The following is a 13,293-nucleotide window of genomic DNA, read 5'->3' on the forward strand; positions in this document are numbered from 1 at the left end:
CGCAGACGGATAATTTCGACATGGCTCTCCCCAAAGACGTAAAGAAGGTCGTTCTCGCCTATTCCGGCGGCCTCGACACCTCGATCATCCTGAAATGGCTTCAGACCGAACTGAACGCTGAAGTCGTGACCTTCACCGCCGACCTCGGCCAGGGTGAAGAACTCGAGCCGGCCCGCAAGAAAGCTGAAATGCTCGGCATCAAGGAAATCTATATCGAGGACGTCCGCGAAGAATTCGTGCGCGATTTCGTGTTCCCGATGTTCCGCGCCAATGCCGTCTACGAAGGCGTCTACCTGCTCGGCACCTCGATCGCCCGTCCGCTGATCTCCAAGCACCTGATCGATATCGCCAAGAAGACCGGTGCCGATGCCATCGCGCATGGCGCGACCGGCAAGGGCAATGACCAGGTTCGCTTCGAACTGTCGGCCTATGCGCTGAACCCCGATATCAAGATCATCGCTCCGTGGCGCGACTGGTCGTTCAAGAGCCGCACCGATCTCCTGAACTTCGCTGAACAGCACCAGATTCCTGTTGCCAAGGACAAGAAGGGCGAAGCGCCGTTCTCCGTTGATGCCAACCTTCTGCACTCCTCGTCCGAGGGCAAGGTTCTGGAAGATCCGGCCGTCGAGGCGCCGGAATATGTGCATATGCGTACGATCTCGCCGGAAGCCGCTCCCGACAAAGCCACCACGATCAAGGTCGGTTTCCGCAAGGGTGATGCCTGCTCGATCAACGGTGTCGAGATGTCACCGGCAACCCTGCTCAAGACCCTCAATGACTACGGTCGCGACAACGGTATCGGCCGTCTCGACCTCGTTGAAAACCGTTTTGTCGGCATGAAGTCGCGCGGCGTCTATGAGACCCCCGGCGGTACGATCCTGCTGGCGGCTCACCGCGCGATCGAATCGATCACGCTCGATCGCGGTGCCGCGCACCTCAAGGACGAGATCATGCCGCGTTACGCCGAGCTGATCTATTACGGCTTCTGGTTCTCGCCGGAGCGCGAAATGCTGCAGGCCCTGATCGACAAGAGCCAGGAGCATGTCGAAGGCGAAGTGACGCTGAAGCTTTACAAGGGCAATGTCATGGTCACCGGCCGCGAGAGCGACAAGTCGCTCTATTCGGACGCGCTGGTGACCTTCGAGGACGACCAGGGCGCATACGACCAGAAGGATGCGGCCGGCTTCATCAAGCTGAATGCACTGCGCCTGCGCACGCTCGGTAAGCGCAACAAGTGATTTTCAGCGGCGTTGAGTCGCTGATCCGATGATTTGGAAGCCCGTTCTCCCTTGTGCAGGACGGGTTTCCTTTTGTCCGGTTCAGCGTGGCCGGGTGAGGGCGAGATAACCGAAGTAACCGGCAATGGCGATCAGTTCCATGGTTGGAATGACGATACTGAAGGCAAAGACAGGCGAGCCGATGGCCGCGGCTGCCACCCCACCAGCAAAACCGAAACTCATCTGGATGAAGCCCATGATGGCCGAAGCCGAACCGGCTATGTGAGGGAACGGAGCAAGCGCCATCGTCACGACTTGTGGAGTGATGAAGGCGAGCCCGAACGTGCAGATAGCGACTGGCCCCATGATCGAGATTAGCGTTGCCGGCATAACGTTGTTCCAGGTGAACATCATTAGGGCGCCAAAGCCGATCAGCGCAATGCCGACCCTGAGTGCGCCCATGCCGCTAAGTCCTTGAGAGACTTTTTTAAGGGTGAGTGAGCCCGCGAAATAAGCGCCGGATTGCATCAGCATGGCAAGGCCGAACTGGGTGGGCGTCAGGCCGATAGTGCCGATCAGCACAAAAGGTAGCATGGTCGATTGCGCATAGAGCGCACCAACAGAGCCACCCAGAATAAGCGCGGTGGCGATAAAGCGTGGTTCGGACAGGGTTTCCCCATATGCGGCAATCAGGCGTGTCGGCCGAATTCGACTGCGATCAGGGACGGTGGTTTCCTTGAGCAGAGCGAAAACGCTGCCGATAATTCCAGCACCGAACAGAACCATGAGAATGAAAACGGATTCCCAGCCGAAAGCAGCGAGCGTCAGGCCTCCGATTGTCGGACCCATGGCCGGGCCGATCGCCACCATGATGCCTACGAGGTTCATGATGCGAGCGGCTTCTGAACCGGTGAAAAGATCACGAACGATGGCGCGGGCGACGGTGACGCCGACCGAAGCGCCAACACCCTGAATGAGGCGGCCAATCAGCAAGGCGTCGACCGACGTGGCGAAGACCGAGATCAGCGCGCCCACGAGATAAATGGTCATGAAGGAGAGCGTGGCTTTACGGCGACCAAAAGCGTCAGAGGTTGGGCCGGCCAGAAGCTGTGCGATGGCAAAACCACCGAAATAGAAAGAGAGGCTGAGTTTGATTGCGGCTTCCGTCGTGCCGAAGGCTCTGACCATTTCCGGCATGGCGGGGGTCGAGATTGCCATTGAGATCGGGCCGATCGCCGTCAGCACTGCACCGAAGATCGCTACCCGGCGTTCGCTCATACGCTTTGGAGTTTGCGGCGGATCGGAAGATGTCATGAGCGTTTACGGCCTCGGCTCAAGGTGTTTCGGCCAGAAGGTTGTCGTGCACGGTTTCGAGGACACGCATGAAAATTGCCACATCAGCGTCCGCCACGCCACCCGTCGCCTGCGCGATCAGTTCGTCTAGTTCATGGCGAATGCGCTTGATCAGATCGTGTGATTTCGGCGTCAGCAGCACCAGTTTGGCGCGGCGGTCGCTGGGGTCGGGCTGACGTTCGATCAGGTCCGCCGCCTGCAGCTTGTCTAGAAAGGCGCAGACAGTCATCGGCTCGATGCCCATGCGAGCGGCAAGATCCAGCTGCCGACCGTTTTTCAGTATTTCCACATTCAGCAAAGTGCGGGCTTCCGCGGGCGTAACTTCCAGTCCCGCCTGTTCGATGCGCCGTTCGAAAGCCGTCCGCAGCACGCGCGCGCTGTCGGAGATCAGAAAGGTCAAGGTGTCGGTGTTCTGCTTTGCGTCCATCGATCCTGCTGCCGTTGTCGCGGGCACCCTTACTAAAGTTCCGCCGACAAGGAAAACCAAAAAGCCCGCGAAATAAGGTGTGTATTCCAAAACCCGGTGCAACAGATGTTCGCCGTGTAACAGGTTGGCGTGAAACCCTCCCAATCCTGAAGTGTTTCTCCTATGTAGTATTCAAGAGATTCATACCGATGCAGAGGACATGCGCGCATGGCAATCGAACAGCAGATCAATCCCGCCCTCGTCGACTGGAATGGCCAGAACGGCCTGCCGAAATTCGAACTGGTGAAGGACGAGGATTTCGCCGCCGCCTTCGATGCCGCTCTTGCCGCGCATGAGGCGGAGATCGATGCGATTGCCGGCAATACGCAAACCCCGACGTTTGAAAACACCATCATCGCGCTCGAAATCGCCGGCGATGCTCTGTCTCGTGTGTCGGCGCTGTTCTGGAACAAGGCAGGTGCGCATACGAATGAGGTCATTCAGGCGCTGGAGCGCGAGATCGCGCCAAAAATGTCGCGGCATTATTCGAAGATCGGCATGAATGCGGCTTTGTTTGCGCGTGTCGATGCACTCTGGGATGCGCGCTCGACGCTGGATCTGGGTCTCGAACAGACGCGCGTGCTCGAACGTCACTGGAAGGGTTTCGTGAAGGCGGGCGCGAAGCTTGCCAAGGATGAACAGGAACGGCTTGCCAAGATCAATGAAACCCTTGCCGGCCTTGGTGCAAGCTTCGGTCAGAACGTGCTGGCCGATGAAAAGGACTGGTCTCTGATCCTGACGGATGAGGCCGATCTTGCCGGTCTGCCGGCTTTCCTGCGTGATGCGATGGCGTCCGCTGCCGAAGATCGGGGCTCGTCGGGTGCCTATGCAGTCACCCTGTCGCGCTCGATTATAGAGCCGTTCCTGACCTTCTCCGAGCGTCGCGATCTGCGTGAACAGGCTTTTGCCGCCTGGGTGGCGCGCGGTCGTAACGGTGGAGCGACCGACAATATCGGCATCGTCAAGGAAACGCTGGCGCTGCGCTCCGAAAAGGCAAAGCTGCTCGGTTATGCCGATTTTGCAGCGTTCAAGCTCGACAACACGATGGCCAAGACCGCCGAAGCGGTGAATGGCCTTCTGCATCAGGTCTGGGAAAAGGCGCGATCCAAGGCGCTGGAGGAAGAACAGAGCCTTTCCGGCCTGATCGCCGAGGAAGGTAAAAACCATGCAGTCATGCCGTGGGACTGGCGCTTTTACGCCGAAAAGCTGCGCGAGCGCATGTTCGATTTCTCCGAGTCGGAACTGAAGCCTTACCTTCAGCTGGAAAAAATCATCGAGGCCTGCTTTGATGTCGCCAAGCGCTTGTTCGGCGTCGATATCAAGGAAGTTTCCGGCATTGCAGCCTATCACCCGGATGTGCGGGTCTTCGAAGTGCGCGACGAAACCGGTGCGCTGAAGGCGATGTTCCTCGGCGATTATTTTGCCCGTTCCTCCAAGCGTTCTGGTGCATGGATGAGTTCGTTCCAGTCGCAGCACAAGCTCAAGCTGAAGAACGGTGCGGAAGGCGAGTTGCCGATCATCTATAACGTCTGCAATTTTGCAAAACCTGCCATCGGCAAGCCTGCGCTTCTGTCGCTCGATGATGCGCGAACCCTGTTCCACGAGTTCGGTCACGCCCTTCACGGCATGCTTTCCAACGTCACCTATCCGTCAGTCTCGGGCACCGGCGTATCGCGCGATTTCGTCGAGTTGCCGTCACAGCTTTACGAACACTGGCTGACCGTTCCGGAAATTCTCGAAAAATACGCGTTGCATCACGACACCGGTAAGCCGATGCCGAAGGCGCTGCTCGACAAGGTTCTGGCGGCAGCCACGTTCAACGCGGGTTTCGCGACAGTGGAATTCACCTCATCGGCTCTGGTCGACATGGCATTCCACACCCGTGGTCCGGTCGAGGATCCGCTTGCGGTGCAGGCGGAGGTTCTGAAGGAGCTCGGCATGCCGGCCTCCATGGTCATGCGTCACGCCACCCCGCATTTCCAGCATGTCTTCTCCGGTGACGGTTATTCGGCCGGTTATTATTCCTACATGTGGTCGGAAGTGCTGGATGCCGACGCGTTCGCCGCCTTCGAGGAAACCGGCAATGCGTTTGATCCGGTCATGGCCCGCAAGCTGAAGAACAATATCTATTCGGTTGGCGGTTCGATCGATCCGGAAGACACGTACAAGGCTTTCCGTGGCAAGCTGCCGGATCCAACGGCGATGTTGAAGAAAAAGGGCCTCTCTATTCTCGTTGAATTGTCCGGCAGCGATGCCTGATAGGTGTAATCCAAACCAATTTTGCGCCTGTCATCTGCCTGTCGCAAAATTGTAACAGGCCTGTCATGAAGCCTTAATATTGGAACCGGCATCGCTTTCTGCCGACGCCGGTTCCCATGACAATTGAATTGCCCGCAAATGATGCTGCCGTTTCGACGGCTGGACTGGAGTTGCATTACGGTGCGACCCCGGTGCTGAAGGGTATCGACATTGCCTTGGGGCAGGGCAAAACCCTTGCGCTGCTCGGGCCCTCCGGTTGCGGAAAGACCACGCTTCTGCGTCTCGTCGCGGGCCTTCTTGCCCCCAGCAAGGGTTCCGTTTCGATTGCCGGCCAGATCGTTGCCGATGCAGCATCCGGCGCCTTTGCGCCGCCGGAAAAGCGCAATCTCGGCATGGTCTTTCAGGACTACGCGCTCTGGCCGCATATGACGGTCGGCGGCAATGTTGCCTTTCCTCTTGAAATGCGCGGTCTCGGTCGTGCTGAGCGTGATCGTCGGACGATGCGGGCGCTGGAGCGTGTCGGCCTGTCCGCCTATGCCGACCGCCGACCGAGCGACCTTTCCGGTGGTCAGCAGCAGCGCGTCGCGATCGCCCGCGCCATCGTTGCCGAACCGCAGCTGATCCTGTTTGACGAACCACTCTCCAATCTTGACCGCGAACTGCGTGAAAACATGGTGGGCGAACTGGTGGAACTGATCGCCTCGCTTGGCCTGACGGCCATCTATGTCACCCACGATCACTCGGAAGCACTGACACTGGCCGATCAGGTTGCCGTCATGCGCGGAGGTCTGGTGGAGCAGCTGGCATCGCCGGATGCGCTGATCGCGACGCCGGCCACACCAGAAGTTGCCGATTTCCTGCGCCTTGGCGGTATCGCGGAGCTGCAGCGTCGTGGTGAAAATCTTGTCTTCAAAGGCGGTGATACGGTGCTGATGAAGGCGCCGTCCGGTGTTGCCGATCAGGTTCAGGTGCTTATTCCGGTTGCGGCCATCACACCCGGCCCTGTTCAAGCCGGCCACCTGGCGGCAACCGTGCTTCGCTCGCAGTTCCGCGGCGATGGTCATCTGGCGACCGTATCGCTCACCGGCACCGACCAGATCGAGCTGCAGGTTCTGAGCCGCACCAAATTGCGACCCGGCGAAAGCGTCGGGCTCGCCATCGATCTCGACCAGCTCCGCTGGTTTGGAAATTTTATGCATTCACCCCAAAAGGAAAGTCTGGAACATGCTTAAGTCGCTGAAGAGCATCACCCTCGGCGTTGCTGCCGCTGTCCTGATGGCCGGCGTCGCCCACGCCGACATCACCGTTTACACCGCCGGCCCGCAGAGCCTGATCGATAAAATGTCGGAAGGCTTTACCAAGCAGACCGGCATCAAGGTCAACGTCTTCCAGGCAACGACCGGCAAGGTCATGGCCCGTATCGAAGCCGAAGCTTCCAACCCGGTCGTCGACGTTCTGATCTCTGCTTCGTGGGATACCGCGACCGATTTCGAAAAGCGCGGCTGGCTGGTCAAGTATTCGAGCCCCAACGCCGCCAAGGTTCCGGATTTCCTCAAGTCCGACTATGCCGTTGCACAGGGCATCTCGGCTCTCGGCATCGCCTGGAACACCAAGAGCGGCACGCCGAAGCCGTCCGAATGGGCTGACCTGACCAAGCCGGAATACAAGGACATGGTCAACATTCCCGACCCGGCACAGTCCGGCTCGTCCTTCGAACTGACGGCTGCTCTTGCCGGCCAGGACGATTTCAAGCTGTTCAAGGACCTTCAGGCCAACGGCGCGATCATTGCCGGCGCCAATGCGGAAGCATTGAACCCGGTTCTGCAGGGTGCCAAGGCCGCCGTCTTCGGCGCTGTCGACTACATCACGCTTGCTGCTGCCAAGAAAGGCGAAAGCGTTGAGGTTGTCTTCCCGGCTTCCGGCACGGTCATCGCGCCACGTCCGGCGATGATCCTCAACTGGTCCAAGAACCAGGACGATGCCAAGAAGTTCATCGACTACATGCTGTCCGACGAAGGCCAGAAGATGGTTGCCGCCCAGATGCTGATGCCGGCCCGCTCCGACGTCCCGGCTGACCGTCCGCTGATCAGCGACCTGAAGCTCCTGAAGTTCGATAACGCTGCCGTTTACGGCAAGCGCAAGGAAACGCTGGCCGAAGTCACCAAGATTTTTGGCGGCAAGTAATTTTTCTCGCGGCGTCGCATGTCTTTCGGGGCATGCGGCGCCATTCCTTTTTAAAATTGCGCGGCATTCCTCAAGTCATCGGTGATCTGATGAATGTTGCGACAGGCGATAGGACTGCAGGATGACGGCGAAAAGCGTGGGGGGATCGGCTCCGGCCGCCTGGCTGGCGATTGCGGGCCTCGTCCTCGTCGTCGCCATTCCGTTTGCTGCGGTCGTCATGCAGGGCATCTTCCCCAATCTCGGGCAGGGTTCGTTTGCAGCACCTTTCTCCTCGCTTGTCTCGACGCTGAATGATGGCGCGCTGATCGGCATGGCCGGCAATACCATCCTGCTCGGCGCCTGCGTCGTGCTGGCTTCGGCGCTGGTTGCCGTGCCGCTCGGCGTTTTTCGCGCGCTTTACCGTATTCCCTGCGCTTCGTTGTTCGATGTGCTGCTGCTCGTGCCGTTCATGATCCCGCCCTATATCGCCACGCTCGGCTGGATCATGACGCTGCAGCCGCGCGGTTATCTGCAGCAGATTGCTGGTTTCAATCTTGCGCCCTTCCTGTTTTCGCTGGCTGGCATGACCATGGTCATGGCGTTCAATACGTTCCCTGTCGTCTACTTTGCCGTGTCGCGTACGGTGGAAGCCGTCGGCGCACGTTATGCCGATGTCGGGCGTGTGTTCGGGGCAACGCCGACAAAGGCGTTCTGGCGCATCACGCTGCCTTTGTCTGCGCCGGGGCTGGCCGCCAGCCTGATGCTGGTCTTCGCCGCAGCAATCGAGGAATACGGCACGCCGGCAGCGCTTGGCCGCCGCGCCGGGTTTCAGGTTCTCGTCACTGGCATTGATCTTCGCATTTCCGACTGGCCGATCGATCTACCGGGCGCATCCATCATGTCGCTGCTGCTGGTCGGCCTGTCGCTGATCACTTTTCTCGGGCAGCGCTGGATCCTGTCGCGCCGGTCCTACCAGACCGTCAACGGCAAGCCGACTGCCAAGGACAAACGTCCGCTCGGGGCCATGAAACTGCCGGTCATGCTGGCATTTATCGTTGTGTCGTTTCTTGCAACCGGCGTGCCGCTTCTGTCGATCCTGGCGACGGCTTTGTCGAGAACGATTTCCGGCGGTCTGGCAATCGACAATATCAGCTTCGAAAATTTTCTTTCGGTGTTCCAGAACAGCGCTGGTGCGCTCGGTGCTCTTGCCAACAGCTTCTCGCTCGGAATCGGTGCTGCTCTCATCACCGGTCTGATCGGCGTCACCGCCGCCTATACCGTGGTGAAGACGAAAATCCGCGGGCGTCTGGCGATCGACAGCCTGACGATCATTCCCAATGCGCTTCCCGGCATCGTCGTTGCCGTCGGCCTGATCCTCGCCTGGAACATGCCGTGGCTGCCGCTGACGCCCTACAACACGCCGTTCATCCTGCTTTTGGCCTATTGCTGCATTCTTCTGCCACAGCCGATGCGTTACACCACGGCAGCCTTCCAGCAGATCGGCGACAATCTGGAAGCGGCGGCGCGCGTGTTCGGAGCGTCCAGTTTTACCGCCTTCCGGCGCATCCTGCTGCCGCTGGTTTTCCCCAGTCTCGCCTCTGCCATGCTGCTTGTCTTCGCGCTGGCTTCGCGCGAACTTGTGGCCTCCGTCGTCATTGCGCCGGTCGGCATGCAGACGATCGCTACTTTTATCTGGCGCCAGTTCGAGCAAGGATCCATAGGTCTTGGCATGGCGATGGCTTTTATCGCTATTCTCATCACCACGCTTCTGCCGCTGGCCTTGATTGCCCTCTTGAGGAGGAGCGGTTTGGTGGCCGAATAGGCCGATCGACAGGCAGTGAAAATGCCCTTGCGCTTGGCCCCCCTTTCGCGATTGCAAAAAACGGGGTATGAGCGCGCCAACGAAATTGGCGTGGCCCGGTGATTGTTGCGCCCCAACTTCAGAGAACCCCAAATATGGCACTTCGCAACATCGCGATCATCGCGCACGTTGACCATGGCAAAACGACGCTTGTCGACGAGCTCCTGAAACAGTCCGGTTCGTTCCGCGAAAACCAGCGCGTTGCAGAACGCGTCATGGACTCGAACGATCTCGAAAAGGAACGCGGCATTACCATTCTCGCGAAGGCAACTTCGGTTGAATGGAAGGGCGTCCGCGTCAACATCGTCGATACCCCCGGCCACGCCGACTTCGGCGGCGAAGTCGAGCGCATTCTCTCGATGGTGGACGGCGCGATCGTTCTCGTCGATAGTTCTGAAGGCCCGATGCCGCAGACGAAGTTCGTTGTCGGCAAGGCGCTGAAGGTTGGTCTTCGTCCGATCGTCGCGATCAACAAGATCGACCGTCCGGACGGCCGCCACGAAGAGGTCATCAACGAAGTTTTCGACCTGTTCGCAAACCTCGACGCTACCGACGAGCAGCTCGACTTCCCGATCCTTTACGGTTCCGGTCGCGATGGCTGGATGAACGTCAACCCGGAAGGCCCGAAGGACGAAGGTCTGGCACCGCTGCTCGACCTCGTGCTGAAGCACGTTCCGGAGCCGAAGGTCGAAGAAGGTCCGTTCCGCATGATCGGCACGCTTCTCGAAGCCAACCCGTTCCTCGGCCGCATCATCACCGGTCGCGTTGCTTCCGGCTCGATCAAGCCGAATCAGGCCGTCAAGGTTCTGTCGCAGGATGGCAAGACGGTTGAAACCGGTCGTATCTCCAAGATCCTCGCATTCCGCGGTATCGAGCGTCAGCCGATCGAAGAAGCCATTGCCGGTGACATCGTCGCCATTGCCGGTCTTTCCAAGGGCACCGTTGCCGACACGTTCTGCGATCCGTCGGTCACCGAAGCCATGCAGGCCCAGCCGATCGACCCGCCGACCGTCACCATGTCCTTCATCGTCAACGACAGCCCGCTGGCCGGCACCGAAGGCGACAAGGTTACCTCGCGCGTTATCCGTGACCGCCTGTACAAGGAAGCCGAAGGCAACGTCGCGCTGAAGATCGAAGAAGCCGAAGGCAAGGATTCGTTCTACGTGTCCGGTCGTGGCGAACTTCAGCTCGCCGTTCTGATCGAAACCATGCGTCGTGAAGGCTTTGAGCTTGCCGTTTCGCGTCCGCGCGTCGTCATGCACAAGGACGAAACGACCGGCCAGACCATGGAGCCGATCGAAGAAGTCGTCATCGACGTCGATGAAGAACATTCCGGCGTCGTCGTTCAGAAGATGTCCGAGCGCAAGGCAGAAATGACCGAACTGCGTCCTTCGGGCGGCAGCCGCGTTCGTCTGAAGTTCCTCGCTCCGACGCGCGGCCTGATCGGCTACCAGTCGGAACTGCTGACCGACACGCGCGGTACGGCGATCATGAACCGCCTGTTCAACGACTACCAGCCGTATAAGGGCGAGATCTCCGGCCGTACCAACGGCGTTCTCCTGTCCAACCAGGCTGGTGAAGCTGTTGCTTACGCCATGTTCAACCTGGAAGACCGCGGTCCGATGATTATCGAGCCGGGCGACAAGGTCTACATGGGCATGATCATCGGTATCCATACCCGTGACAACGACCTCGAAGTCAACGTTCTGAAGGGCAAGCAGCTGACGAACATCCGTTCGGCCGGCAAGGACGAAGCCGTTCGCCTGACCCCGCCGATCCGCATGACGCTCGACCGCGCTCTCTCCTGGATCCAGGACGACGAACTGATGGAAGTGACGCCGAAGTCGATCCGCCTGCGCAAGATCTATCTCGACGCCAACGACCGCAAGCGTTTCGACAAGTCGAAGGCCGCTCTCTGATCGAGCGTTTTAACCAAGACAAAAGAACCCGGCCTTCGTGCCGGGTTTTTTAATGTGCGTTGCATCGGCGCAGGCTTGTCGAGCTCATTAAAAAAGCGTTAACCTTCACGGAAATTTAATGGCCGATTAGGCTGTGGGCAACGCAACCCGGAGTCACTACCGGGATTGGCGAATCAGCCCCTGCGAGACCAGAGTGGCGTTATGAAGACGTTATCCATAGATGTGCGGCGAGCAGAGCCCAATGATGCCCGGGAGATCTCCGAGGTGCACCGTGCCGCGTGGGCGCAGGCCTATACCGGCCTTATTCCTCACAGATCGCTCACGCAGATGCTGGAGCGCCGCAACGAAGGCTGGTGGCGCAAGGCTGCCCGTGGGCCGGCAACGCTGTTGGTGCTGGATGTCGCCGGAACCATTGCCGGTTATGCGACCGTTGGTCTCAATCGTGCCAAAGCGCTGCCGCAGGATGGCGAAATCTACGAAATTTACCTGCGTCCTGAATATCAGGGCATCGGTCTCGGTCGTCGCCTGTTCAGCGAAACACGTCGGCTTCTGAAGTCGCTGGGTTGCAACGGTCTCGTTGTCTGGTGCCTGGAAGACAGCGAAAACGCGACGCGTTTCTTCCGTCGCCACGGTGGCCATGACCTCGCCGAAGGCATGGAAGATTTCGATGGTGCGAACCTGCGCAAGATCGGTTTCGTCTGGCCCTGATGCCGCCCGTGGTGATACCCGATCTTCAGTCGGGTTTGGTAAATGGCAGGTTGCCATGTTCCTGAAATCCCGATATCCAAATCCCCGAATGTTCAATTACTTCGAGGACCAGAATGCGTATCGACGCCATTTCCATCGGCAAAAACCCGCCTGAAGACGTCAATGTCATCGTTGAAGTGCCGGTCGGCGGTCAGCCGATCAAGTACGAGATGGACAAGGATGCCGGCGCGCTGATCGTCGACCGTTTCCTCTACACGCCGATGACTTATCCGGGTAACTACGGCTTCATTCCGCACACCCTGTCGGAAGACGGTGATCCGTGCGACGTGCTGATCTGCAACACGCGTCCGCTCATCCCGGGTTGCGTCATCAATGTTCGCCCGATCGGCGTCATGATCATGGAAGACGATGGCGGCAAGGATGAGAAGATCATTGCCGTACCGGTTCCGAAGCTGACCCAGCGTTACGACAAGATCAAGAACTACACCGATCTGCCGGAAATCACGCTGAAGCAGATTGAGCACTTCTTCGAGCACTACAAGGATCTGGAGCCCGGCAAGTGGGTGAAGATCGGCGGCTGGCAGGATGTCGACGTTGCCAAGAAGCTGATCGTCGAAGCCATCGACCGCTACAACGCCCAGAAGTAATCAGGCCATCAGGCCTTCGAGTTTCGCTTTCAAATCCTCCGGGTCGCCCTCGATCCGGAGGATTTTTTTACGCGCTGTTTCGCCTGAAATGAAGCTGATCGTGCTTTTGGGCACACGGAGTTTCTTGGCAAGAAGGGCTATCAGCGCCTTGTTGGCCTTGCCGTCTTCCGGCACGGCCGAAACCCGCGCCTTCAGATAGGCGTGGTCTTCGGCGTCCACTTCCATGCCTTCAATAGAATCGCGGCCCCCGTTCGGCGTGAGCCGGACCGAGAGCCGCAGATGATCTGAATGCAAATTGTAGGGCTTGTTCAAGCTGGCCTCTTACGAGACAGCCGAGATCAGCGCCGGTGCAATCGGGTTGGCGATGATCATCTGCAGGAAGTAGATGATCAGGATCAGCACGATCGGCGAAATATCGATGCCGCCAAGGTTCGGCATCACGCGGCGGATCGGGCGCAGGACCGGCTCGGTGACATTATAGAGGAACGAACCGATCGAATTCACGAACTGGTTGCGTGAATTGATGACGTTGAACGCATAGAGCCAGGAAAAGATGGCGCTGGCGATAAGGATGTAGACGAACAGCGTCAGTGCCATCTGAATGACTTGGATCAGAGCGAAAATAATGCCCGCCATCGAGTTCTCCATTTCGTGGTTGACAGACATGTAGACATTGGGGCCTTAACGAGCAAGTGCCGCG

General features: G+C 58.8%; 12 protein-coding genes. 8 read left to right on the forward strand and 4 right to left on the reverse strand.

Going from position 1 to position 13,293, the window contains the following annotated elements; translation table 11 throughout:
- Positions 1-20: 20 nt before the first annotated feature.
- Positions 21-1,238 carry an argininosuccinate synthase gene (locus ACRQ1B_RS20825; protein WP_432295964.1) on the forward strand — a complete coding sequence of 406 codons (1,218 nt, stop codon included), beginning with the start codon at positions 21-23 and terminating at the stop codon, positions 1,236-1,238.
- Between the two features lie 81 nt (positions 1,239-1,319).
- Here the strand turns inward: ACRQ1B_RS20825 and ACRQ1B_RS20830 are convergent, their stop codons facing one another.
- Positions 1,320-2,495, reverse strand: coding sequence for a multidrug effflux MFS transporter (locus ACRQ1B_RS20830; protein ID WP_432296142.1), 1,176 nt, complete (start codon positions 2,493-2,495; stop codon positions 1,320-1,322).
- Between the two features lie 55 nt (positions 2,496-2,550).
- Positions 2,551-2,997, reverse strand: coding sequence for a MarR family winged helix-turn-helix transcriptional regulator (locus ACRQ1B_RS20835; protein ID WP_432295965.1), 447 nt, complete (start codon positions 2,995-2,997; stop codon positions 2,551-2,553).
- A gap of 207 nt (positions 2,998-3,204) precedes the next feature.
- Here ACRQ1B_RS20835 and ACRQ1B_RS20840 point away from each other — a divergent pair, with 207 nt between their 5' ends.
- From ACRQ1B_RS20840 to ppa, 7 genes are all read left to right on the forward strand, one after another.
- Complete coding sequence (locus ACRQ1B_RS20840; RefSeq protein WP_432295967.1) at positions 3,205-5,295, forward strand: M3 family metallopeptidase; 2,091 nt, start codon at positions 3,205-3,207, stop codon at positions 5,293-5,295.
- A 116-nt stretch (positions 5,296-5,411) separates the two neighbouring features.
- Complete coding sequence (locus ACRQ1B_RS20845; RefSeq protein ID WP_432295968.1) at positions 5,412-6,527, forward strand: ABC transporter ATP-binding protein; 1,116 nt, start codon at positions 5,412-5,414, stop codon at positions 6,525-6,527.
- Entirely contained in the window at positions 6,520-7,479 is a 960-nt protein-coding gene (locus ACRQ1B_RS20850; RefSeq protein ID WP_432295969.1) for an ABC transporter substrate-binding protein, read from the forward strand. Before ACRQ1B_RS20845 ends, ACRQ1B_RS20850 begins: the two co-directional genes overlap by 8 nt.
- A gap of 121 nt (positions 7,480-7,600) precedes the next feature.
- On the forward strand, positions 7,601-9,280 hold the full coding sequence (locus ACRQ1B_RS20855; RefSeq protein ID WP_432295970.1) for an ABC transporter permease: 1,680 nt from the start codon (positions 7,601-7,603) through the stop codon (positions 9,278-9,280).
- A gap of 134 nt (positions 9,281-9,414) precedes the next feature.
- Positions 9,415-11,238 carry a translational GTPase TypA gene (gene typA / locus ACRQ1B_RS20860; protein ID WP_432295971.1) on the forward strand — a complete coding sequence of 608 codons (1,824 nt, stop codon included), beginning with the start codon at positions 9,415-9,417 and terminating at the stop codon, positions 11,236-11,238.
- A 201-nt stretch (positions 11,239-11,439) separates the two neighbouring features.
- Positions 11,440-11,946: a GNAT family N-acetyltransferase gene (locus tag ACRQ1B_RS20865; RefSeq protein ID WP_432295972.1), complete on the forward strand. Its 507-nt coding sequence runs from the start codon at positions 11,440-11,442 to the stop codon at positions 11,944-11,946.
- Positions 11,947-12,059: 113 nt separating this feature from the next.
- A complete protein-coding gene (ppa, locus tag ACRQ1B_RS20870) occupies positions 12,060-12,593 on the forward strand; it encodes an inorganic diphosphatase (protein WP_432295973.1) in 534 nt (177 codons plus the stop codon).
- Here the strand turns inward: ppa and ACRQ1B_RS20875 are convergent, their stop codons facing one another.
- A complete protein-coding gene (locus ACRQ1B_RS20875) occupies positions 12,594-12,905 on the reverse strand; it encodes a DUF167 domain-containing protein (RefSeq protein ID WP_432295974.1) in 312 nt (103 codons plus the stop codon).
- Positions 12,906-12,914: 9 nt separating this feature from the next.
- Positions 12,915-13,259 carry a YggT family protein gene (locus tag ACRQ1B_RS20880; protein ID WP_432295975.1) on the reverse strand — a complete coding sequence of 115 codons (345 nt, stop codon included), beginning with the start codon at positions 13,257-13,259 and terminating at the stop codon, positions 12,915-12,917.
- Positions 13,260-13,293: the final 34 nt, after the last annotated feature.

Origin of the sequence: Endobacterium panacihumi (genome assembly GCF_050847465.1) — a bacterium.
Lineage (GTDB): Bacteria > Pseudomonadota > Alphaproteobacteria > Rhizobiales > Rhizobiaceae > Neorhizobium > Neorhizobium panacihumi.

Excerpts from the sequence above, each read along its gene's own strand:
- ACRQ1B_RS20880 (WP_432295975.1), bottom strand. The coding sequence starts at position 13,259 with ATGTCTGTCAACCACGAAATGGAGAACTCGATGGCGGGCATTATTTTC.
- ACRQ1B_RS20835 (WP_432295965.1), bottom strand. The coding sequence starts at position 2,997 with ATGGACGCAAAGCAGAACACCGACACCTTGACCTTTCTGATCTCCGAC.
- ACRQ1B_RS20825 (WP_432295964.1), top strand. The coding sequence starts at position 21 with ATGGCTCTCCCCAAAGACGTAAAGAAGGTCGTTCTCGCCTATTCCGGC.
- ppa (WP_432295973.1), top strand. The coding sequence starts at position 12,060 with ATGCGTATCGACGCCATTTCCATCGGCAAAAACCCGCCTGAAGACGTC.
- ACRQ1B_RS20850 (WP_432295969.1), top strand. The coding sequence starts at position 6,520 with ATGCTTAAGTCGCTGAAGAGCATCACCCTCGGCGTTGCTGCCGCTGTC.
- ACRQ1B_RS20855 (WP_432295970.1), top strand. The coding sequence starts at position 7,601 with ATGACGGCGAAAAGCGTGGGGGGATCGGCTCCGGCCGCCTGGCTGGCG.
- ACRQ1B_RS20845 (WP_432295968.1), top strand. The coding sequence starts at position 5,412 with ATGACAATTGAATTGCCCGCAAATGATGCTGCCGTTTCGACGGCTGGA.
- ACRQ1B_RS20865 (WP_432295972.1), top strand. The coding sequence starts at position 11,440 with ATGAAGACGTTATCCATAGATGTGCGGCGAGCAGAGCCCAATGATGCC.
- typA (WP_432295971.1), top strand. The coding sequence starts at position 9,415 with ATGGCACTTCGCAACATCGCGATCATCGCGCACGTTGACCATGGCAAA.
- ACRQ1B_RS20840 (WP_432295967.1), top strand. The coding sequence starts at position 3,205 with ATGGCAATCGAACAGCAGATCAATCCCGCCCTCGTCGACTGGAATGGC.
- ACRQ1B_RS20830 (WP_432296142.1), bottom strand. The coding sequence starts at position 2,495 with ATGAGCGAACGCCGGGTAGCGATCTTCGGTGCAGTGCTGACGGCGATC.